This window comes from Streptomyces sp. NBC_00210 (assembly GCF_045160975.1).
In the GTDB taxonomy this organism is placed as follows: Bacteria; Actinomycetota; Actinomycetes; order Streptomycetales; family Streptomycetaceae; genus Streptomyces.
This window is the reverse complement of sequence record NZ_CP108120.1, coordinates 7,642,815-7,663,572: the sequence shown is the minus strand read 5'-3', so window position 1 is coordinate 7,663,572 and position 20,758 is coordinate 7,642,815. Positions and strand designations below refer to the sequence as shown.

The 20,758-nt window shown below is 70.2% G+C and carries 20 protein-coding genes; 6 read left to right on the top strand and 14 right to left on the bottom strand.

The window, feature by feature from the left end; genetic code table 11:
- Positions 1-71 precede the first annotated feature (71 nt).
- The gene (locus OG729_RS34730) at positions 72-362 is read left to right on the top strand and encodes a DUF6332 family protein (protein WP_405809899.1); all 291 of its coding nucleotides are present in this window, start codon (positions 72-74) and stop codon (positions 360-362) included.
- Here the strand turns inward: OG729_RS34730 and OG729_RS34725 are convergent.
- The 3 genes from OG729_RS34725 to OG729_RS34715 all read right to left on the bottom strand — a co-directional run bounded on the left by OG729_RS34725 (position 323) and on the right by OG729_RS34715 (position 3,044).
- Positions 323-988, bottom strand: coding sequence for a response regulator (locus OG729_RS34725; RefSeq protein ID WP_405809897.1), 666 nt, complete (start codon positions 986-988; stop codon positions 323-325). The two genes, OG729_RS34730 and OG729_RS34725, sit on opposite strands and share 40 nt — an antisense overlap.
- The gene (locus tag OG729_RS34720; protein ID WP_405809896.1) at positions 985-2,214 is read right to left on the bottom strand and encodes a sensor histidine kinase; all 1,230 of its coding nucleotides are present in this window, start codon (positions 2,212-2,214) and stop codon (positions 985-987) included. Before OG729_RS34720 ends, OG729_RS34725 begins: the two co-directional genes overlap by 4 nt.
- Positions 2,215-2,309: 95 nt before the next feature.
- Positions 2,310-3,044 carry a TetR/AcrR family transcriptional regulator gene (locus OG729_RS34715; RefSeq protein ID WP_405809895.1) on the bottom strand — a complete coding sequence of 245 codons (735 nt, stop codon included), beginning with the start codon at positions 3,042-3,044 and terminating at the stop codon, positions 2,310-2,312.
- Positions 3,045-3,190: 146 nt separating this feature from the next.
- Here OG729_RS34715 and OG729_RS34710 point away from each other — a divergent pair, with 146 nt between their 5' ends.
- Positions 3,191-3,640 carry a nitroreductase family deazaflavin-dependent oxidoreductase gene (locus tag OG729_RS34710; protein WP_360883700.1) on the top strand — a complete coding sequence of 150 codons (450 nt, stop codon included), beginning with the start codon at positions 3,191-3,193 and terminating at the stop codon, positions 3,638-3,640.
- A gap of 213 nt (positions 3,641-3,853) precedes the next feature.
- On the opposite strand, the gene OG729_RS34705 is transcribed toward OG729_RS34710, so the two are convergent.
- Positions 3,854-5,071 carry a geranylgeranyl reductase family protein gene (locus tag OG729_RS34705; RefSeq protein WP_360883703.1) on the bottom strand — a complete coding sequence of 406 codons (1,218 nt, stop codon included), beginning with the start codon at positions 5,069-5,071 and terminating at the stop codon, positions 3,854-3,856.
- Between the two features lie 142 nt (positions 5,072-5,213).
- On the opposite strand from OG729_RS34705, the gene OG729_RS34700 reads away from it, so the two are divergent.
- Positions 5,214-6,578, top strand: coding sequence for a dipeptidase (locus OG729_RS34700; protein ID WP_405809892.1), 1,365 nt, complete (start codon positions 5,214-5,216; stop codon positions 6,576-6,578).
- 33 nt (positions 6,579-6,611) lie between these two features.
- The gene (locus OG729_RS34695; protein ID WP_405809891.1) at positions 6,612-6,857 is read left to right on the top strand and encodes a hypothetical protein; all 246 of its coding nucleotides are present in this window, start codon (positions 6,612-6,614) and stop codon (positions 6,855-6,857) included.
- Between the two features lie 134 nt (positions 6,858-6,991).
- On the opposite strand, the gene OG729_RS34690 is transcribed toward OG729_RS34695, so the two are convergent.
- The gene (locus tag OG729_RS34690) at positions 6,992-8,026 is read right to left on the bottom strand and encodes an NUDIX domain-containing protein (RefSeq protein ID WP_405809889.1); all 1,035 of its coding nucleotides are present in this window, start codon (positions 8,024-8,026) and stop codon (positions 6,992-6,994) included.
- Between the two features lie 253 nt (positions 8,027-8,279).
- On the opposite strand from OG729_RS34690, the gene OG729_RS34685 reads away from it, so the two are divergent.
- Positions 8,280-8,450 carry a hypothetical protein gene (locus OG729_RS34685; RefSeq protein WP_360883713.1) on the top strand — a complete coding sequence of 57 codons (171 nt, stop codon included), beginning with the start codon at positions 8,280-8,282 and terminating at the stop codon, positions 8,448-8,450.
- Positions 8,451-8,550: 100 nt separating this feature from the next.
- Here OG729_RS34685 and OG729_RS34680 read toward each other — a convergent pair whose 3' ends face one another.
- The 4 genes from OG729_RS34680 to OG729_RS34665 form a co-directional block, all read right to left on the bottom strand.
- Positions 8,551-9,471, bottom strand: a complete 921-nt coding sequence (locus OG729_RS34680; RefSeq protein WP_360883716.1) for a carbohydrate ABC transporter permease — start codon at positions 9,469-9,471, stop codon at positions 8,551-8,553.
- Positions 9,468-10,376 (bottom strand): sugar ABC transporter permease, encoded by a 909-nt coding sequence (locus OG729_RS34675; RefSeq protein WP_360883718.1) that lies wholly within the window; start codon positions 10,374-10,376, stop codon positions 9,468-9,470. Before OG729_RS34675 ends, OG729_RS34680 begins: the two co-directional genes overlap by 4 nt.
- Positions 10,377-10,545: 169 nt before the next feature.
- Positions 10,546-11,841 carry an ABC transporter substrate-binding protein gene (locus OG729_RS34670; RefSeq protein WP_405811383.1) on the bottom strand — a complete coding sequence of 432 codons (1,296 nt, stop codon included), beginning with the start codon at positions 11,839-11,841 and terminating at the stop codon, positions 10,546-10,548.
- Positions 11,842-12,296: 455 nt separating this feature from the next.
- Positions 12,297-13,262 (bottom strand): ROK family protein, encoded by a 966-nt coding sequence (locus tag OG729_RS34665; protein WP_405809887.1) that lies wholly within the window; start codon positions 13,260-13,262, stop codon positions 12,297-12,299.
- 212 nt (positions 13,263-13,474) lie between these two features.
- Between OG729_RS34665 and OG729_RS34660 the strand changes: the two genes are divergently transcribed.
- Positions 13,475-14,461 carry a LacI family DNA-binding transcriptional regulator gene (locus tag OG729_RS34660; RefSeq protein ID WP_360883724.1) on the top strand — a complete coding sequence of 329 codons (987 nt, stop codon included), beginning with the start codon at positions 13,475-13,477 and terminating at the stop codon, positions 14,459-14,461.
- Between the two features lie 50 nt (positions 14,462-14,511).
- Here the strand turns inward: OG729_RS34660 and OG729_RS34655 are convergent, their stop codons facing one another.
- From OG729_RS34655 to OG729_RS34635, 5 genes are all read right to left on the bottom strand, one after another.
- A complete protein-coding gene (locus tag OG729_RS34655) occupies positions 14,512-16,287 on the bottom strand; it encodes a serine/threonine-protein kinase (RefSeq protein WP_405809886.1) in 1,776 nt (591 codons plus the stop codon).
- A gap of 87 nt (positions 16,288-16,374) precedes the next feature.
- A complete protein-coding gene (locus tag OG729_RS34650) occupies positions 16,375-17,673 on the bottom strand; it encodes a DUF6986 family protein (protein ID WP_405809884.1) in 1,299 nt (432 codons plus the stop codon).
- 366 nt (positions 17,674-18,039) lie between these two features.
- Positions 18,040-19,002: an electron transfer flavoprotein subunit alpha/FixB family protein gene (locus OG729_RS34645; protein ID WP_360883738.1), complete on the bottom strand. Its 963-nt coding sequence runs from the start codon at positions 19,000-19,002 to the stop codon at positions 18,040-18,042.
- A 58-nt stretch (positions 19,003-19,060) separates the two neighbouring features.
- Positions 19,061-19,846 carry an electron transfer flavoprotein subunit beta/FixA family protein gene (locus OG729_RS34640; RefSeq protein ID WP_360883741.1) on the bottom strand — a complete coding sequence of 262 codons (786 nt, stop codon included), beginning with the start codon at positions 19,844-19,846 and terminating at the stop codon, positions 19,061-19,063.
- Between the two features lie 208 nt (positions 19,847-20,054).
- A complete protein-coding gene (locus tag OG729_RS34635) occupies positions 20,055-20,561 on the bottom strand; it encodes a flavin reductase family protein (protein WP_405809881.1) in 507 nt (168 codons plus the stop codon).
- Positions 20,562-20,758 lie beyond the last annotated feature (197 nt).

The window sequence follows — 20,758 nt, the reverse complement described above, 5'->3', positions numbered from 1 at the left end:
AACCGTGCTCAAGGGGGCGACGGCCGACGGGAGTTCTTGTCCGTCGGCCGCCGCCCTGTGACACTTCGGACATGGGGCGACGTACACAGGCGGAACGGGACGCGATCACGGTCGAGACCGGCTACGCGCTTGTCAGTGCCGTCTTCGTCGCGGCGCTCACCTTCGGGGCGATCGCGGGTCCCAAGCTGCTGTTCACCATGCCGTACACCGCCGAGCGCGGCCTGCTCATCTCAGGCATGGCGGCGGCCGGGGTCGTCTTCGTACTGCGCGTCGTGACCGTGCTGTGGCGCTTTCCCAGGACCGGTAGGCCGATCAAGCCCGGTCAGCCCAGCCAGCCGGGCCGCACCAACCCCGACTCGTAGGCCAGCACCACCAGTTGGGCCCGGTCGCGAGCGCCCAGCTTCACCATGGTGCGGCTCACATGGGTCTTCGCGGTGAGCGGGCTGACCACAAGACGGCGGGCGATCTCCTCGTTGGACAGACCGATGCCGACCAGGGCCATCACTTCACGCTCGCGTTCGGTGAGCTCGGCCAGGCATTGGGCATCGCTGGGAGCCTTGGAGCGTGCGGCGAACTCCGCGATCAGGCGGCGCGTCACGCCCGGGGAAAGCAGCGCGTCCCCGTGCACCACCGCCCGTACCGCACGCAGCAGTTCCGCCGGCTCGGTGTCCTTCACCAGGAAGCCCGAGGCGCCGGAGCGGATCGCCTCGAAGACGTACTCGTCGAGCTCGAAGGTGGTCAGCATGACCACCTTCACTCCGCTCAGCCGCTCGTCCTCGGTGATCCGGCGGGTCGCGGCGAGGCCGTCCAGCAGCGGCATACGGATGTCCATCAGCACGACGTCGGGGCGCAGTTCGGCCACCAGCCGCACCGCCTCCTCACCGTCGGCCGCCTCGCCCACCGCCTCGATGTCCTGCTGGGCATCGAGCAGCGCCCTGAACCCCGCCCTGACCAGCAGCTGGTCATCGGCGAGCAGTACCCGGATCACATCGTCTCCTTCGGCTGCACAGGGAGGTCGGCCAGGACCCGGAAGCCACCGTCCGGGCGCGTACCCGCCTCGATCGTGCCACCGAGCGCGGCGGCCCGCTCCCGCATTCCGACGAGGCCGCTGCCGCTGCCGCCGGCGTCCGAGCCGGTGGCCGGACCCACGTCGTCGATCCGCAGCACGACCCGGCCTAGGGCGTAGGCGATCCGCACCCGCGCGGTCCGCGAACCCGAGTGCCGTACGACATTGGTCAGGGCCTCCTGGACGATCCGGAAGGCGGCCAGGTCGGTGCCGGGCGGCAGCGCCGTACGCTCGCCCTCCGTCTCGACCTCCACACTCAGCCCCGCACCCGCGGCCTGTTCGACGAGCTCGGGGAGCCGGTCGAGGCCGGGAGCCGGCGCGCGGGGAGCCTCGCCGGGCGCACGCAGCGTGTCGAGGACCTGGCGGACCTCGCCCAGGGCCTCCTTGCTCGCCGCCTTGATGGTGGTCAGCGCGGTGCGGGCCTGTTCGGGATTGGTGTCGAGGAGCGCGAGGCCCACGCCCGCCTGGACATTGATGACCGAGATGGAGTGGGCGAGCACGTCGTGCAGCTCGCGGGCGATCCGCAGCCGCTCCTCGTCGGCGCGGCGCTTCTCGGCGGCGGCCCGCTCCACGCGCTCCCTGGCCCACACCTCGCGTCGTACGCGTACGAGCTCCGAAGCCGCGAGGATCGCCACCACCCAGGCGGCGATCACGAGTTCCTGCCCCCAGGGCGCGGCGTCGTCGCCGCGCGGTGGCAGATAGCGGTAGAGCCAGTGGGCCACCAGCAGATGGCCCACCCAGAGCCCGCCGACCGCCCACCGTGCGGCCCGCCGGTGCCCGGAGGCGATCGCGGCGAAGGTGCCCACGGCGACGATGAAGAAGAGGGGGCCGTAGGGATAGCCCCCGCCGAAGTAGACGAGCGCGGTGGCGCAGACGCCGAACACACAGACCACCGGCCAGCGGTTGCGCAGCAGGAGGAAGGCCGGGCCCGCGATCAGCAGCAGCCGCCCGAAGGCATCGATCTGCTCACGGTCCGGCTGGTTCCTCGCCGAGAAGGCCGTGCCCACCAGCACGAACACGGTCACGGCGACAGTGGAGAGCCAGGGCACCCCGGTGGCTTTCCGCCGTGCCTCCCATTGCCGCAGCCGCGGTGGCCCGCCTCCTGCCCAGGGGGGACCACCGCAGTTGCCGGTGCGCTGCCATTCCATAGCCGCCACGCTAGACCGGGGCCGGGCGCGCCGGCGTCAGCCGGGCGGGGCGATCAGACGTACTCCCTGCGCAGTACGGGACAGCGGGCGCGGCCTCAGGATTCCGCGCCGCTGCCGCGCTGGGTGCCGGCCGCGGGACGGCGGCGCAGACCGACCTCGTGCGCGAGGCGGCCCGCGGCATGCGCGAAGAAGGCGTCCCGGTCCTCGACGACCCGGTTGAACTGGCCGAACAGCTCGAAGGAGATCAGCCCGAACAGCTGCGACCAGGCGCCCACCAGGGCCACGACCACGGCGGGCGGCAGATCGGGCGCGATCTCGGAGGTGAGGCGGTGCGCTTCGGGGCGCAGCTCGTCGGCGAGTGGCGGCAGCGCGATGCCGTTCGCGCGATGGGCGTCGCGGGCTATGGAGAGCAGGACGAGGCCGACGCGGGATGCGGGACCGACGGTGTCCATGGGGGCGGTGTAGCCGGGGACCGGGGAGCCGTAGATGAGTGCGTACTCATGGGGGTGGGCAAGGGCCCAGGCGCGTACGGCGGAGCAGGTCGCGGTCCAGCGGGCAGGGTGGTCGTCATGGTCGGTGGCGTTCGCGAGCGCTGTCTCGGCGGCGGCGCCGACCGCGTCGTAGGCGTCGACGATGAGGGCGGTCAGCAGATCGTCACGGCTGGGGAAATAGCGGTAGAGGGCGGAGGAGACCATGCCGAGCTGGCGGGCGACGGCGCGCAGGGAGAGCTTGGCCGCGCCCTCGGCCGCGAGCTGTTTGCGAGCCTCGTCCTTGATGGCTGCGGTGACTTCGATACGGGCCCGTTCTCTGGCCCCACGGATCGTGGTCATGGGGTGCAGTCTTTCACATTTCGGAGCACTGCCCAACAACGAGAGCAATGCTCTTGCTTTGGATCACCGATCCGGTGCACACTGCTCACAACCGAGAGCACTGCTCTCGCAACGAAGTCGATGAGCTCGACCAAAGGGAGACCACCATGTCGCAGGCGCACTACATCAAGCCCGGCCGCTTCGACAGCATCATGAACGGCGCCATCGGCTGGCTCGCCCGGCGCGGCATCAGCCTGATGGGCACCGCGGAGCTGTCCGTCCGCGGGCGCACGAGCGGCGAATGGCGGCGCATCCCGGTCAACCCGCTGCCGTACGAGGGCGGCCCGTACCTGATCTCCGCCCGCGGCCACTCCCAGTGGGTGCGCAATCTACGGGCGGCGGGCGGCGGGCAGCTCCAAGTCGGCCGCAAGACCCAGCAGTTCACCGCAGTGGAGCTGCCCGACGAGGAGAAGCCCGCGCTGCTGCGCACGTACCTGGAGCGCTGGGGCTGGGAGGTCGGACGGTTCTTCGGCGACGTCAACGCCAAGTCCACGGACGAGGAGCTGCTCGCGGCGGCGCACAAGCACCCGGTCTTCCGGATCACCGTGACGAAGTGATCCGCGCGGAGTGCGGGCGCGCGGTACACCGTGGCACTCGTCCCCCGGCGCACGCCGCGCCGAGCCGGCCGCACGGCCCCCGCCCGGCCACACGGCCCCGCCGGGCCACACGCATCGCCGCCGCCCCGCGAGGCCGGCGCCGACGTCGGACCGTCGGACCGTCGGTCAACGGCTCGGCCCGACCTGACCCGTCCCAGCCCCGCGGCCGTACGGCTAACCGCGGCGGTCCAGTGACTCCAGCGCGCGCCGCGCCACCCCGTGCGTGCGGACAATGCCCGCCAGCGATGTAGCGCCGCGCGTGATGTCCGCGAACGCCTTCCACGCCGGCCGGAAGCCGGTGATCGCCGCGTGGAACAGCCCCGGACGGCGCTCGAAGACGGCGAGCATCCGCCGCCCGACCCCCATCTCCACACCCAGCCCGGCCTTGATCGCGAAGGCGTAGTTCAGCGCCTGACGGCGGGCGTCCACGGCGTCATGGGCCTCCGAGATCCGGACCGCCCACTCCCCCGCGAGCCGCCCCGACCGCAGCGCGAAGGAGATTCCCTCCCGGGTCCACGGCTCAAGAAGACCGGCAGCGTCCCCGCACACCAGCACCCGCCCCCGCGACAGCGGCGAGTCGTCGCTGCGGCAACGGGTGAGATGCCCTGACGAGATGGCCGGCTCGAACCCGGCAAGCCCCAGCCGCGCAATGAAGTCCTCCAGATAGCGCTTGGTCGCGCCGCCCTCCCCACGGGCCGAGATCACACCGACCGTCAGCGTCTGCCCCTTGGGGAACACCCAGCCATAACTGCCCGGCATCGGCCCCCAGTCGATGAGCACCCGCCCCGCCCAGTCCTCGGCCACCGTCTCCGGCACCGGAATCTCCGCCTCCAGGCCGAGGTCCACCTGGTCGAGCTTCACACCTACATGCGCGCCTATCCGGCTGGCGCTGCCGTCCGCGCCGACGACCGCCCGGGCCAGCACGGTCTCCCCGTCCGCCAGCACCACCGCGACCGTACGCCGGTCGGGCACGGCGGGTCCGTGCTGCTCGACCCGGGAGACGGTCGCGCCGGTGCGCAGCACGGCACCGGCCTTCTGCGCCTGCTCGACGAGGCCCGCGTCGAACTCGGGGCGGTTGATGAGCCCGAAGAGCATCCGCTTCGAGCGGCGCGTACGCGTCAGCTTGCCGTTCAGCGAGAAGGTGACCGCATGCACCCGGTCCAGCAGCGGCAGCTCGAAGCCGGGCGGAAGACTGTCGCGCGATGGGCCGATGATGCCGCCGCCGCAGGTCTTGTAGCGCGGTAGTTCGGCCTTCTCGAGGAGCAGCACCTGACGGCCCGCGACCGCAGCCGCATAGGCCGCCGAAGCCCCGCCGGGCCCGGCGCCGACCACGACCACATCCCACACCGGCTCGCCCTGCGCGCCCACGGCGTCTGCGTTCTCGCTGCTCACGATCTGCTTATGCTCCCGATCCGTTGCGTGACCCATGCCCCGACGGCATCCTACGGCGCGGCCGCTTCCCGCCCGTGGGAGGATCAACCACACCTTCGCAATACACACATCGCACAACGTCGCACCCACAAGGAGCGTGCCCATGACCGCGAATCCGATCGCCGAGACCATTGCCTCACTGATGCCCCGCGCCAAGGCGGAGCTGACGGAGCTGGTGGCCTTCCAGTCGGTGGCGGACGAGGCCGTGGCGCCGAAGAGCGAGTGCGAAGCCGCCGCGAACTGGGTGGCCGACGCCCTGCGCACCGAGGGATTCCAGGATGTCGCGCTCCTCGACACCCCCGACGGCTCGCAGTCGGTGTACGGGCTGCTGCCCGGCCCCCAGGGCGCGCCGACCGTACTGCTCTACGCGCACTACGACGTGCAGCCGAAGCTGGACGAGTCCGCGTGGGTGACCCCGCCGTTCGAGCTGACGGAGCGGAACGGCCGCTGGTACGGCCGCGGCGCCGCCGACTGCAAGGGCGGCTTCATCATGCATCTGCTCGCGCTGCGCGCCCTGAAGGCGAACGGCGGCATCCCGGTCTCCGTGAAGGTGATCGTCGAGGGCTCGGAGGAGCAGGGCACGGGCGGTCTGGAGCAGTACGCCGAGGCGCACCCCGAGCTGCTGACGGCGGACGCCATCGTGATCGGTGACACCGGGAACTTCCGGGTCGGCCTGCCGACGGTGACGGCGACGCTGCGCGGCATGACGATGATCCGCGTCCGGATCGACACCCTCGAGGGCAATCTCCACTCGGGCCAGTTCGGCGGCGCGGCGCCCGACGCGCTGGCCGCGCTCATCCGCGTACTGGACTCGCTGCGTGCCGAGGACGGCTCGACGGTGATCGACGGGCTTGGGGCGCGGGCGGAGTGGGACGGACTGCAGTACCCCGAGGACGAGTTCCGCAAGGACGCCAAGGTCCTCGCCGGTGTCGGCCTGACCGGCAACGGCACGGTCGCCGACCGTATCTGGGCGCGCCCCGCGGTCACCGTGATCGGTATCGACTGCCACCCTGTGGCGGGCGCGACCCCCTCCATCCCGGCGAGCGCCCGGGCGCAGATCAGCCTGCGGGTGCCGCCGGGACAGGATGCCGCCGAGGCGACCAAGCTGCTGTTCGCGCATATCGAGAAGCACACGCCGTGGAACGCCCGGGTCACGCTGGAGCAGGTGGGCCAGGGCCAGCCCTTCCAGGCGGACGTCACGAGCCCCGCGTACACCTCGATGGCCGAGGCGATGCGCATCGCGTACCCCGGTGAGGAGATGCAGGCCTCCGGCATGGGCGGCTCGATCCCGCTGTGCAACACACTGGCCGCGCTCTACCCCGAGGCGGAGATCCTGCTGATCGGCCTGAGCGAGCCGGAGGCACAGATCCACGCGGTGAACGAGTCCGTCTCGCCCGAGGAGCTGGAGCGGCTGTCGGTCGCCGAGGCTCTGTTCCTGGTCAACTACGCCGAGTCCAAGAAGGATTGAGCGCTCGACGAAGATCGCGGCAAGTGTAGATCCATGCGGCGGGCGTGCGCGGACGCGTACGTTCGCCGCAAGGACTTCATCGAGGTACAGCCTCAACTCCACATGTTCCGCCTGCCGATCGGCCAGGCCTGCCTCTGGCGCGACGGCGACGAGCCGGACATCGGCGACGGGGCCGCGGGGATCCACGCCCGCGGCCGCACCGACCGGTCCATCGGCATCCATCTGCCCCGCCACGGCGTGCTGTTCACCGGCGACCGCACGCCGCGGTGGGGCAGGTGATGCTGGACGTCTTCGACGTGGACCGTGCGCAGGCACAGGCATCGATGCGCCGCCTCGCCTCGCCGGGTCCTTCCACCGTCTGCTTCGGCCACGGCGGTCCCCTCACCGAGGGCGCCGCGGCCGTACTGCTTGCCTCAGCCGACCGGAACTCCGGCCTCCAGGTTGAGCACCGTTCCGCGCTCGCGGGCCCGCAGCGCCCAGCGCAGCCGCTCGTAGCGGGCGGGCGGCAGCAGCTCGGCCGCCTCCTGCTCGCCGACGAACCGCCAGCCGCGCAACTCCGAGCCCGGCAGCAGCACCCGCCCGGCCCCGCCGCTGTCGAGCGTGCCGCCGTCGAAGAGCAGCCGCAGACCGCCGTATCCCGGCGGGCGCGGCGCCTCCCAGTCGATCACCAACAGCCTGGGCACCTCGGCGAGTTCTATGCCGAGTTCTTCGGCGACCTCGCGCATTCCGGCCCGGGCGGGCGGCTCGCCCTGCTCGACGACACCGCCGGGGAACTCCCAGCCCGGCTTGTAGGTGGGGTCGACGAGCAGCACCCGGCCCTGCTCGTCGAAGAGAAGTACTCCGGCGGCCAGCGTTTCGGCGGTCGGCTCGGGCGTCTGAACGATCTCGCAGACCGCGGCTTCCCCGTTCCGTATCGCCCTGGCTATCCGTTGCGCCGTCTCAAAAGGATCGATCCTGCTGGTGTCGACGACATGCGCGTCGGCGCCGATCCAGTCGAGGGCGGCGAGATACGGCTCGATGTGCTCGTACGCCCACTGCCGCACCCGCTGGTCGGCGTCCGGCATGTCGGGCTCCTCGCGGGCCGCGATCCGCTCGCGCAGGATCGTTTCGTCCGGTCGGAGAAGCACATGCCGTACGGGAATCCGGCGGGAGGCGAGCCCACCGAAGATCTCGTCGCGGTACTCCTGGCGCAGCAGGGTCATCGGCACCACCAGTACACCGCCGAGCTCGGCGAGCAGCGCCGCCGCGGTGTCCACCACGAGCCTTCGCCAGATCGGCAGATCCTGGTAGTCGGTGACCTCGGCGAGGCGCTTCTGCGGCAGCAGACGGCGCAGATGGCCGCCGATCAGTTCGGGGTCGTACAGCGTGCTGTTCGGGATCAGATCGATCAGTTCGCGCGCGGTACTCGTCTTGCCCGCTCCGAACGCACCGTTGATCCAGACGATCACGGTTCCCCCTCTTCCGTAGCCCACAGTGGATTGCCCGCAACACCCTGCCACGGAAACCCGTGACGGGAACCGGCCCGGTTGATCGGGGCACAGTCGCGGACACAACTGTGTCCTTGCCGTTGCCGGTTCACCACCACCGTGCGGCGCCCTGGCGCGTCTTACCCAGCGAGCCGACGGCTTCGCCCGGCCGTGACAACCGGGCGCGGAGCGTCGTTGGAGCTGGCGAGACCAGGGAATGACAAGGGGGTGCGGGATGCGCCGTACTGTGTTGGAGCGGTTTCCCGCCGGGGGTCCGCGCGGGAGCTGGCCGGCCGAGGAGTTCGCCCGGGCCCGGCAGGACGAGGGCCTGGCCGCGGAGGTCGTGATGGACCTGGACACGGATGCGTTTCTGGTGATCGTGCAGCAGCAGACCGCGGACCTCTAGGTGTATTGATCACGAGTGTTGTCAACAGTCGTGATCAATACACCTGGGCGTGGCGGAGCCACCGTCCCGGCCGGTCGGGACGGTGGCTCCACCACGCCTGTCAGCCCTTGGTCGAGCCGAGGGTGAGACCGGCGATGAAGTGCCGCTGCAGCAACAGGAAGACCAGCAGCGTGGGCAGCGCGACGATCACCGAACCCGCGGCAAGCAGGTTGTAGTCGGTGAAGAACTGGCCCCTGAGGTTGTTCAGCGCCGAGGTGATCGGGAGCTTGTCGCCGTCGGAGATGAAGACGAGCGCCCAGAGGAAGTCGTTGTACATCCAGGTGAACTGGAGCGTGCCGAGGGCAGCGAGGGCCGGTCGGCACAGCGGCAGCGTGATCCGCCAGTACTGCGTCCACACACTCGCGCCGTCCACGATCGCCGCCTCGAGAATCTCCTGGGGCAGCGTGCGCATGAAGTTGGCGAGGACGAAGACGCAGAAGCCGATCTGGAAACCGACCTGGACGGAGATGACGGCCCAGTACGAGTCGAACATCGTCATCGAGTCGGACATCCAGTACGGCAGCGGGATGCGGTTGAACAGGACGTACAGCGGAGTGACGATCACCTGCTGGGGCAGCAGATTCCCCGCCGTGAACAGCATCAGCAGCACGATCGAGCCGCGCATCCTCAGCCGGGCGACCGCGAAGGCCACGAAAGAGGCGAAGAAGAGGGCCAGCAGCACCCCCGGCACGGCGATGATGAGGGTGTTGACGAAGTACTTCGTCATCCCCGAGTCGCTGAAGGCCTGTTGGTAGTAGTCGAAGGAGAGCTTCTTCGGCAGCGAGAAGTACCCGTGCTCGGATGTTTCGTCGTACGGCCTGAGCGAGGCGTACACCGCGAGCAGCAGCGGTGCCAGGAACGCCAGAGAGACGGTCATCAGGAAGGCGTGCACGCCGAGCCGGCCGGGGCGCAGACGGCGCTTGCCGGGCGCTGCGGCCAGGGCCGCGGTGGTGGCGGTCGCCGGGGCGGTGTCGAGCGTCATCGGTTCTTCTCCCCACGGATCTCCTGGACCAGATACGTCACGACGAATCCCATGGAGACGAGCAGCAGCACCACGGCTATCGCGGAGCCGAATCCGATCCGGCTGGCTTCGCCGATGATGTTGTCGGTGACGAGGACGGAGAGCAGCTCCAGGCCGTTTCTGCCCTTGTTGACGGCATAGACGATGTCGAAGGCACGCAGCGCCTCGATGACCGTGATGACGCCGACGATGACATTGACGGGCCGCAGGGTCGGAAAGACGACGCGGAAGAAGGTCTGCGCCTCACTGGCCCCGTCGATGGCGGCGGCTTCCTTCAGGGAGGGGTCGACGGCCTTGAGCCCGGCCAGGTAGAGGATCATCACATAGCCGGTGTGCCGCCAGGCCGCGGCCAGCAGGATCATCCAGAGGTTCAGATCCGGATCGCCGAGCCAGTCGGTGGGATTCTCGGTGTCCCCGAGGATCGCGTTGAGCGCGCCCTGGTCGCGCGAGAAGACCAGCTGGGCGATGAAGCCGACGACGGCGAGCGAGAGCACCACCGGCATGTACAGCGTGGACTGGTAGAAGCGGCTGAACCGTACGCCTCTGTCGATGAGCACGGCGAGCAGCAGTCCGAACGGGGTTGCTACCAGGCCGAGGAAGGCCAGCCAGAGCAGATTGTGGCGGGCGGCCGGCCAGAACTGCGGATAGTCGGTGAAGAGCGTCTCGTAGTTCTTCGTGCCGACCCAGGAGATGTCTCCGATGCCGTCCCAGCTGGTGAAGGAGAGCACGACGGAGGCGAGGGTCGGTCCCCACACGATCAACACGTCGAGCAGGATCGGTATGCCCAGCAGCACGCCGAGGACCGCGAGGTCGCGGCGGGTGAACCGCCGCGGCCCTCGTCGTACGGCGCGGCGCGAGGTGCTCACTCTCGTTCTGCCCAGGGTTTCCTTCAACCGGCCCTGGGCGGCCTGCGGTTCCTGGCTGGGGGTTTCCCCGGGCCCGGAGGTCCGAGGGGGCGGATCCGGGGTCTGCCCCCCGGGAGTTTGCAGCAGCGGCACGAGTGGAGGCTCCAAGTCGGTTTCGGCCGTGGCCGGTTCAGTCTTCGGCGGCGAAGATGGTCTTCTTCTGCCTCTCGATGCTGTTGACCAGGCCATCCACGTCCTTCGGCTTGTTGATAAAGGTCTGGATGGCCGGAATCATCACGGTCGACGCGAAGTCGGGCCGCGTGTCGCGGTCCAGGAACTGCGAGATCTGCTTGGCGCCGGAGACGAGTTCGACGGCCTTCTTCTGCAGCGGGGAGTACTTCGAGATGTCGGCCGCCTCGCTCACTGCGACGTTGTTGGGGTCACTTGCGAGGTAGATGTCCTCCGCCTTGCCGGTGGCCAGCCACTTCAGCAGGTCCTTGGCGCTCTGAAGGTTCTTCTGGTTCTTGAGGTTCTTGGACTTCTTGGCGAGCAGGAACCCGTCGATGGGCGCCTCGACAGCGTCCTGAGCGTGTTCCGGGTTGATGACCGGGAACGGGAAGAAGTCGATGTCGGACTGCTCGCCCTTGGGGAACTGGGCGCCGGTGTGCGGGAGTCCGAACACCGCCATGCCCGCCTCCTTCTTCTGCAGGCTGGTGGCCGCCTCCTGCCAGGTGCGGCCATTGGCCCCGGGCTGGCAGTACGGAAGGAGGCTGCGCCAGGTGTCGAAGACGTCCTTGACGCGCTTGTCGGTCCACGCCTCCTTGCCCGCCATCAGGTTCTTGTGGAACTCGTATCCGTTGGTGCGCATGTTGATGTAGTCGAACGTGCCCATCGCGGGCCAGCCGTCCTTGTCGCAGAACGCGATCGGGACGAGCTTGTCCTTCTGCATCTGCTTCGCGAGGGCTATGTACTCGTCGAGGGTCTTGGGGGCCGTGTAGCCGTGCTGCTCGAAGACGCTCTTCCGGTGGAAGACGGCCCACGGGTAGTAGTAGTACGGCGTGAAGTACTGCTTGCCGTCCTCGCCGGTCGACTGGGCCTTCAGCGCTGCCGAGAAGCCCTTGTAGCCGGCCCAGGTGTCGCTGATGTCGTGCAGCAGCCCCTTCTTGGCGAAGAACTGCATGCGGTAGCCCGCGAACCACATGAAGACATCGTCCGGCTTGCCCTGCAGATACCGGTTGATGTTCTCCTGGAAGGTGTTGTGGTCAACGGTGTTGACCTTGATCTTCCGCCCGTCCTTCGACTGTGCCTCGTACGCGGCGAAGGCGTCGGCGAAGGCCTTCTTGGGCACCGGGTCGGAGGAGTTGGACCCCAGGTGGATGGTCTTGCCGTCACCGCCGGGTCCACTGCCGCATGCGGCGAGCAGCGAGGGCAGCGCGATGGCACCCGCACCCGCCGCCGCACCGCGCAGCAGATTCCGCCGGGACATCCGATGTCCTGCGACGCTCCCGGGCGCTACAGAACCGTTGAACGATGACTGCGCCATGTCCCCTCCTCCGGGGTGAAACCCAACATAACTCAACGCGAGGATTGGATCTCACTCCCCCAATGGGGCACCGTCAAGGGTTTTGGCAAGACATCGAACAACTGTTACCCCATCGATTCCAACAGACTTCAACAGGGCCTACCGTAAACGCTCGCGACCGATAGGTTTTTTACACCATCACAAATGGGCGCGATTAGGGAGGAACATTCCACTGCGCCACCTCCCCAGCCGCAGTGCCCGCACTGGCGTCGTCGGAGCGCTGGCCGCCGCGCTGCTCGGCGCGGCAGGCCTGGGCGTCACGTCTGGTGGGCACCGACGGCAGGGGGCCGCGTCGATCCGACCGGGCCGACCGGGCCGATCTCAGGATCGGCTGCTGACAGCCCGCATCGGTTCCGGTCTCAGGTCCTGCTGCTCACCACGGCTGCCGCCTCGCCCTGCCTGCCGAGCGAGGCGGCGGCCGCCGCACCCACCAGCCCCGCGTCCGTGCCCGTCATGGCCGGTGCGACGGTCAGCCGCTGTACGAAGGAGAGCGTGGCGTAGTCCCGCAGGGAGCGGCGCAGCGGCGCGAACAGCACCTCGCCCGCGCCCGCGACTCCCCCGCCGATCACGGCGATCTCGATCTCGACCAGGGTCGCGGTGGCGGCGATCCCCGCGGCGAGCGCCTGGGCCGCCCGCTCGAAGGAAGCGACCGCGACCGGGTCCCCGGCCTCGGCGGCGGCGGCCACCGCGGCCGCCGAGGTGTCGCCGTCCGGGCCGGGCCGCCAGCCACCCTCCAGCGCCCGGCGTGCGATGTTCGGGCCGCTGGCGATGCGCTCGACACAGCCGCGGGCCCCGCAGGGGCACAGATCCCCGTCCAGGTCGACGCTGATGTGGCCGATGTGCCCGGCGTTGCCGGTCGGCCCCGGGTGGAGCTTGCCGCCGAGGACCAGACCGCCGCCGACACCCGTGGAGACCACCATGCACAGGGCGTTGTCATAGCCTCGGGCCGCGCCCTGCCAGTGCTCGGCCGCCGTCATCGCGACACCGTCGCCGACCAGTTCGACGGGCAGCCCGCCGGCCGCCCGGCGCACCCGCGACACCAGCGGAAAGCCGCGCCAGCCCGGGACGTTGACCGGGCTGACGGTACCGGCGGAGGCATCGACCGGGCCGGCGCTGCCGATGCCGACGGCGCCGGCGCGCGCCCAGAGCGGGGAGAGGGCCAGCTCGGCAAGAACCGACTCCACGGCGCGCATCACGGTCTCGCCGTCCTCCTGGGCAGGTGTCGGACACTGAGCCCGCACAAGAATTCTGCCGCTGCGGTCCACCAACGCGCCGGCGATCTTGGTGCCGCCGATGTCAAGCGCGGCGACTAGGTCGGTATGCATTGGTGTGGGATCCCCCATGGGAGCTGTCGGACCTGCGGCTTCGGTAACAGTCTCCATTCCCCTGACAACGTTGTCCAGGGCCTATGCTCGACGCCACACCCTTGCACACTCCGACGACGACAGGACAGCGCACTGTGGCCGAGACCGACCATCACCTGGCATCGCACGGGCGCCCCCGAGGTCCCGAGCCCCGCTACGGCAATCGGCCCACCATGAAAGACGTCGCAGCGCGGGCCGGAGTCGGCCTCAAAACGGTCTCCCGAGTGGTCAACGGCGAGCCCGGTGTCACCCCCGACACCGAGCGCCGGGTGCAGGAGGCCATCGAATCCCTGGGCTTTCGCCGCAACGACAGCGCCCGGGTGCTGCGCAAGGGCCGCACCGCCTCCATCGGCCTGGTCCTCGAAGATCTCGCCGACCCCTTCTACGGTCCGCTGAGCCGCGCCGTCGAGGAGGTCGCCCGTGCCCACGGCGCACTGCTGATCAACGGTTCCAGCGCCGAGGACCCCGACCGCGAGCAGGAGCTGGTACTCGCGCTGTGCGCCCGCCGGGTCGACGGGCTGATCGTGATCCCGGCGGGTCACGACCACCGCTATCTGGAGCCGGAGATCAAGGCGGGCATCGCGACGGTGTTCGTGGACCGCCCTCCCGGGCAGATCGACGCCGATGTGGTGCTGTCCGACAGTTTCGGCGGCGCGCGGGCGGGCGTGGCCCATCTGATCGCGCACGGCCACCGTCGTATCGGCTTCATCGGCGACCAGCCGCGGATCCACACCGCCGTCGAGCGGCTGCGCGGCTATCGCGCGGCGATGGAGGACGCCGGCCTCGATGTGGACGAGTCGTGGGTGTCGCTGGGCTCGACCGTGCCGGAGCGGGTGCGGGCCGCCGTCAGCGAGATGGTGACGGGGCCCGAGCCGGTCACCGCGGTGTTCGCGGGCAACAACCGAGTGACGGTGACGGCCGTACGCGTCCTGGCGGAGCACGAGCGCCCGGTCGCCCTGGTCGGGTTCGACGACATCGAACTCGCCGATCTGCTGGGCATCACGGTCATAGCCCAGGACGCCGCGACCCTCGGGCGCACTGCCGCGGACCGGCTGTTCCGCCGTCTTGACGGCGCGGACGACGAGCCCGCGCAGGTGGCGCTGGAGACGGTGCTGATCCCGCGCGGCTCGGGCGAGATCCCGCCGCCGGCGGACCTCTAGGGCTCGCGTCGACAACGCGGCAGATGTGCGTGGCCGGGCCACCCGGGCCGTCAGCAGACCGGCAGACCCGGCACCGGCTGGTCGTTGTCGCCGCCCTTGATGTAGACGTCGCTCACGAAGACGTTGGTGTTGCCGCTGTCGTCGTCGGTCCTGGCCCACCACACGTTGGTCCACTTGTCGTACGTCTCGCGGCGGCCGAGGTTCTGCTGGCAGTAGAAGTAGTTGGTGCCCGCGTTCAGCACGCCCTTCTCGGTGCCGGAGGCGGTGTACGACTTCGCGGTGCGCCAGACCTCGCAGTTGTACTTGCCGCCGCCGATCGCGTGGCAGACGGGCGCCGGGGCCGGGTCGGATCCTCCTCCGGTCGTCGAACCGCCGCCCGTGGAGGTGCCGGCGCCGCCCGAGGTGCCGGAGCCACCGGTCGACCCGCCGCCGGTCGTGCCCGAGGATCCGCCACTGGCCGCGCTGCCGCCCGTTGAACCGCCGGAGTCCGACCCGCCGGAACCCGTGCCGGACGCGGGCGGCTTGGCGGACTGCGACGGCGACGCGCCGGAGCCCTTCTCCGTTGGCTTGGTACTGGGGCTCTTCTTCCCGCTGGAAGGGATCGCGCCCGGCTCGGCGGGCGCACTCGAACTCGACGCAGGACGTTGGGCGCCGCCGCTCGCGAGCTCCGTGTTGTCGGATCCGCCCCGGTCGACGAGGGCGTATGTCACGCCTCCTCCGGCCAGCAGGACGGCGACGACTCCGGCCGCAACCAGCATCCGCGCGCGGCCGCGACCGCCCGACGCCGGCTCCGGAACGGATGCGGATGCGGATGCGGATGCGGATGCGGATGCGGATGCGGGCGGCACCGGCGTCCCCGGCACAGCCGGGCCGAAGCCTTCGGGCCGGTGCGGCGTCGCATTGAGCACCGTCGGTACCCGGGTCGCCGGGTCCGGCGCGGGCGGCGCGGGCCGCACGGTTCCCAGCGACACGGTCGAGGTCCCGGTGTCCTGCCCCGCCGCCACGGCCGCGAGCAGCCGCGCCGCGGTGTCCGCGTCGGGGCGCCGCGCCGGGTCCTTGTGCATCAACTGCTGCAATACGGGACCGAGGGCGCCTGCCCGCCCCGGCTCGGGCAGCGGCTCCACGACGATCGCGTTCAGCGTCGACCAGGTGGAGGTGCGCCGGAACGGAGCCGCGCCCTCGACCGCGGCGTACAGCGTGGCGCCCAGCGCCCAGATGTCGGATGCGGGTCCGGGCTCCTGGCCCTGGGCGCGCTCGGGCGCCAAGTAGTCCAGCGAGCCGACCAGTTCGCCGCTGCGCGTCAGATGCGTGGTGGAGCCGTCGTCCGGGTCGTCCATCGCCGCGATGCCGAAGTCGGTGAGAACGACCCGGCCCCCGCGGTCCAGCAGCACATTGCCGGGCTTGACGTCACGGTGCAGGACGCCGGCGCGGTGGGCGGCGCCCAGGGCCTCCATCAGGCGGGCCCCGATCGCGGCGGCCTCACGTTCGTCGATGACGCCCCGCTCGCCCAGCACACCGTCCAGCGAGGGGCCGTCGATGAGCTCCATCACGATGACCGGACGGCCCTCGTGCTCGGTGACGTCATGGACGGCGATGACGGCGGGATGGCGTACGCGCGCGGCGGCGCGGGCCTCGCGCTGCATCCGCACCCTGAGGTCGGCGAGCTCCGGACCGGACGAATCGGTGTAGGTACGCAGTTCCTTGACGGCGACCTCGCGGCCGAGCACCTCGTCGAAGGCGCGCCAGACGACGCCCATGCCCCCGCGGCCCAGCTGCTCGATCACCCGGTAGCGGCCGGCGAGCCGCTCGTTCTCCCCCGATGCCACCGCTACCCCGATCCTTGTTGCGACTGTGGTCGCGTACAGACTAAAGGGGCAGCAATGACACGGCCGCCAACTGTTACTTGGCTGTGGCTACTTGGCTGTCGCGGTGAGGTCCCCGCGACGCGGCGCGGCGAAGCCGTCCAGATCGGCGCGGCTGAGCCCGGTGAGGCGGGCCACCTCGGCGGTGTCGAGGGCGCCGCAGTCGATGCCGCGCAGCAGATAGCCGCTGAGTGCCTTGGCGGTGGCGGGCTCGTCCATGACGTCCCCGCCCGCGTGGTTGGCGTACGCGGCGAGGCGCGCGGCGGCCTGCTCGAAGCCCTCGCGGTAGAAGGCGAACACGGCGGCGTAGCGGGTCGGCAGATGACCCGGGTGCATGTCCCAGCCCTGGTAGTAGGCGCGGGCCAGGGCGCGGCGGGTGAGGCCGTAGTGCAGCCGCCAGGCGTCGTGGACCTTCTCCGTCGTACCGACCGGGAGGACGTTGGTGGAACCGTCGGACACGCGTACGCCGGTGCCCGCGGCCGCGACCTGCATGATCGCCTTGGCGTGGTCGGCGGCCGGGTGGTCGCTGGCCTGGTAGGCGGCGGAGACGCCGAGGCAGGCGCTGTAGTCGAAGGTGCCGTAGTGCAGTCCGGTGGCCCGGCCCTCGGCGGCGCCGATCATCCGGGCCACCGTGGCGGTGCCGTCGGCAGCGAGGATGGACTGGCTGGTCTCGATCTGGATCTCGAAGCCGATCCGGCCGGGCGCCAGACCGCGCGCCTTCTCGAACTCCTCGACGAGCCGGACCATCGCGGTGACCTGCTCGGCGTACGTCACCTTCGGCAGCGTCAGGACCAGTCCGCCGGGCAGTCCGCCGCCCTCCATCAGGCCGGTGAGGAAGATGTCGAGCGTGCGGATACCGCGGTCGCGTACCGCGGCCTCCATGCACTTCATGCGGATACCCATGTACGGAGCCGCCGTGCCCTTGGCGTAGGCATCGGTGATCAGCCGGGCGGCGCGGGCCGCGTGCGCGTCCTCGTCCGCGTCGGTGCGGCCGCCGTAGCCGTCCTCGAAGTCGACGCGCAGATCCTCGATGGGCTCGCGCTCCAGCTTGGCCCGTACGCGGTCGTACACCGGGGCCGCGAGCTCGTCGGAGAGACCGAGTACGGCGGCGAGGGAGGCGGCGTCGGGGGCGTGCTCGCCCAGCGCGGCCAGCGCCCGGTCGCCCCAGGAGCGGATCGTGCCGGCGGCGAAGACGTCGCCCGGTACATAGACGGTGTGGACGGGCTGGCGGGTGCCGGGGTCGCCCGGGTAACGGCGGGCGAGCTCCGCGTCCACCGGCGCGAGGGAGGCGCTGATGCCCTCGCTGACTGCGCCGGCGAGGCTCGTTGCCACCTTCTCCTGCTGACCCATCCTGCACCCTCCACACTCTCAAGCTTTCCGCTGCACGGAATCAATAATCCGTATGGCGAAGTTAATGTGCGGCCGCGACCTGCGTCAATGATCCCTCGAATCCGGGCCCGACCCTCGGGTGGAGTCTTGCTGCCGGGCCGGTCACCGCAGCGGTTCCTGCACGACGCCGGCGACGACCGCGGCCACGACCTTGCGGCGGCGCGAAGCGATGACACCTGACCGGCTTCAGGCACCAAGATCGCTGCTTGACGCCAATGGCTGATCCGTTGTTCCCCGAGGTCCGTTGTTGTTCCTCGAGCCCCAAACGACGCGGGGCCGTGCGGTGAAGATCACCGCACGGCCCCGGGCCGACAAGACTTCCGCAGGTCAGCCCTTGCGGGACTGCACCTCTTCGGTCAGCTGCGGGACGACCTGGAACAGGTCGCCGACCACGCCGTAGTCGACCAGGTCGAAGATCGGGGCCTCGGCGTCCTTGTTGATGGCCACGATGGTCTTCGAGGTCTGCATGCCGGCCCGGTGCTGGATCGCGCCGGAGATGCCGGACGCGACGTACAGCTGCGGGGAGACCGACTTGCCGGTCTGGCCGACCTGGTTGGAGTGCGGGTACCAGCCGGCGTCCACCGCGGCACGCGAGGCGCCGACAGCGGCGCCCAGCGAGTCGGCCAGCGCCTCGATGATGTGGAAGTTCTCGGCGCCGTTGACGCCACGGCCGCCGGAGACCACGATCGCGGCCTCGGTCAGCTCGGGGCGGCCGGTGGACTCGCGCGGGGTGCGCGAGACGACCTTGGTGCCGGTGGCCTTCTCGGAGAAGGAGACGGCGAGCGCCTCGACGGCACCCGCGGCCGGAGCGGCCTCGACGGCGGCCGAGTTCGGCTTGACCGTGATGACCGGAGTGCCCTTGGAGACACGGGACTTGGTGGTGAACGAGGCGGCGAACGCGGACTGCGTGGCCACCGGGCCCTCGTCGCCGGCCTCGAGGTCGACGGCGTCGGTGATGATGCCGGAGCCGATACGGACCGCGAGGCGGGCCGCGATCTCCTTGCCCTCGGCGGAGGACGGGACGAGCACGGCGGCCGGCGAGACGGCCTCGTACGCGGCCTGCAGCGCGTCCACCTTCGGTACGACGAGGTAGTCGGCGAACTCCGGGGCGTCGGCGGTCAGGACCTTGACCGCGCCGTGCTCGGCGAGCGCGGGGGCGGTGGCCTCGGCACCGGAGCCGAGGGCGACAGCGACCGGCTCACCGATGCGGCGGGCCAGGGTCAGCAGCTCCAGGGTGGGCTTGCGGACGGCGCCGTCCACGTGGTCGACGTAGACGAGAACTTCAGCCATGGGATTGCTCTCCTGCGAATGCGAAGTATCTGGGGGCGGTTGGGGATATGGCCGAAGCTCAGATGAACTTCTGGCTCGCGAGGAACTCTGCGAGCTGCTTGCCGCCCTCGCCCTCGTCCTTGACGATCGTGCCGGCACTGCGGGCCGGACGCTGGGCCGCCGAGTCCACCGCGGTCCACGCGCCCTCGAGGCCGACCTCGTCGGCGTCGATCTCGAGGTCCTCCAGGTCCAGCGACTCGACCGGCTTCTTCTTGGCAGCCATGATGCCCTTGAAGGACGGGTAACGGGCCTCGCCCGACTGGTCCGTCACGGACACGACGGCCGGCAGGGACGCCTCCAGCTGCTCGCTGGCGGTGTCGCCGTCACGGCGGCCCTTCACGGTGCCGTCCTCGACCGAGACCTCGGAGAGCAGCGTGACCTGCGGGACGCCCAGGCGCTCCGCGAGGATCGCCGGCAGCACAGCCATGGTGCCGTCGGTCGACGCCATACCGCAGATGACCAGGTCGTAGCCGGTCTTCTCGATCGCCTTGGCGAGCACCAGCGAAGTGCCCATGACATCGGTGCCGTGCAGATCGTCGTCCTCGACGTGAACGGCCTTGTCTGCGCCCATGGACAGCGCCTTGCGCAGCGCGTCCTTGGCGTCCTCGGGGCCGACGGTGAGCACGGTGATCTCAGCGTCGTCCGCCTCGTCGGCGATCTGCAGCGCCTGCTCGACCGCGTACTCATCCAGCTCCGACAGCAGGCCGTCGACGTCGTCGCGGTCGACGGTCAGGTCATCGGCGAAGTGCCGGTCGCCGGTGGCGTCGGGCACGTACTTCACACAGACAACGATCCTCAAGCTCACGCCGGCTCTCCTACTGCATCGTCTCTACTGGGCTGCCTTGTGCACGCAGCATAGGCGTCTGATGGGGCGGATCCCGGTCGAGGCAGGCCGCGCCCCGAACGAAATATTACTCGCCAGTACGGCCAGTACACCCGCTAAATTCCCGCTAAGCAAGCGCTTTGCACTGTGACCTTGCCAACGCTGTGTAACCGCGGCCTTCCGGGAACTCTCAGTCCCTCAGCGCGTTGAAGCGTCCCTGGTGGTAGAGCAGCGGACGACCGGCGCCCGCGGGGTCGCCGACGACGGCCTCGGCGATGACGATGCGGTGGTCCCCGGCCGGCACCCGGTCGATGATCCGGCACACCAGCCAGGCCAGTACGCCGTCGAGCAGCGGCACGCCCTCGGGACCGCTGCGCCAGGAAGTCGGCAGTGCGAAGCGGTCGGCGCCGCTGCGCGCGAAGGTGGCGGCCAGGTCCTGCTGATGCTCGCCGAGTATGTGTACGCCGATGTGCCCGGCCCCGGCGATGACCGGCCAGCTGGAGGAGGAAGCACCCACTCCGAATGAGATCAACGGGGGCTCGGCGGCAACCGAGTTGAGCGAGGTGGCGGTGAACCCGACGGGCTTCTCACCCTGGGCGGTGATCACCGCGACGCCCGCGGCATGCTGCCGGAAGACGGAGCGGAGCAGCTCGGGAGAGGCCGACTGAGTGGTGGCGAGTTCGGGTGAAGCCGTCATGGAGTTGTCCTTCTGCAGGGGTGCGAGCGGGGCGGCCGGGCTGTCTCAGACAGCCGGACAGCGCGCGCTCGCGGTCCGCACGAGGTCGACGTGGGCCCGCCCATGGAGAAGGAGTTCTGAAGGCACAGCGTCAGCGTGACGATGCATGGCGCGTGCAGTCAAGTGCGTTCCACAATGTGCGACACGTGTCACGGGAC

Coding starts and splice junctions, on each gene's coding strand:
- OG729_RS34730 (WP_405809899.1), top strand. CDS start 72: ATGGGGCGACGTACACAGGCGGAACGGGACGCGATCACGGTCGAGACC.
- OG729_RS34665 (WP_405809887.1), bottom strand. CDS start 13,262: ATGCATACCGACCTAGTCGCCGCGCTTGACATCGGCGGCACCAAGATC.
- OG729_RS34660 (WP_360883724.1), top strand. CDS start 13,475: ATGAAAGACGTCGCAGCGCGGGCCGGAGTCGGCCTCAAAACGGTCTCC.
- OG729_RS34695 (WP_405809891.1), top strand. CDS start 6,612: ATGCGGCGGGCGTGCGCGGACGCGTACGTTCGCCGCAAGGACTTCATC.
- OG729_RS34680 (WP_360883716.1), bottom strand. CDS start 9,471: ATGACGCTCGACACCGCCCCGGCGACCGCCACCACCGCGGCCCTGGCC.
- OG729_RS34710 (WP_360883700.1), top strand. CDS start 3,191: ATGTCGCAGGCGCACTACATCAAGCCCGGCCGCTTCGACAGCATCATG.
- OG729_RS34650 (WP_405809884.1), bottom strand. CDS start 17,673: ATGGGTCAGCAGGAGAAGGTGGCAACGAGCCTCGCCGGCGCAGTCAGC.
- OG729_RS34635 (WP_405809881.1), bottom strand. CDS start 20,561: ATGACGGCTTCACCCGAACTCGCCACCACTCAGTCGGCCTCTCCCGAG.
- OG729_RS34685 (WP_360883713.1), top strand. CDS start 8,280: ATGCGCCGTACTGTGTTGGAGCGGTTTCCCGCCGGGGGTCCGCGCGGG.
- OG729_RS34715 (WP_405809895.1), bottom strand. CDS start 3,044: ATGACCACGATCCGTGGGGCCAGAGAACGGGCCCGTATCGAAGTCACC.
- OG729_RS34670 (WP_405811383.1), bottom strand. CDS start 11,841: ATGTCCCGGCGGAATCTGCTGCGCGGTGCGGCGGCGGGTGCGGGTGCC.
- OG729_RS34645 (WP_360883738.1), bottom strand. CDS start 19,002: ATGGCTGAAGTTCTCGTCTACGTCGACCACGTGGACGGCGCCGTCCGC.
- OG729_RS34700 (WP_405809892.1), top strand. CDS start 5,214: ATGACCGCGAATCCGATCGCCGAGACCATTGCCTCACTGATGCCCCGC.
- OG729_RS34720 (WP_405809896.1), bottom strand. CDS start 2,214: ATGGAATGGCAGCGCACCGGCAACTGCGGTGGTCCCCCCTGGGCAGGA.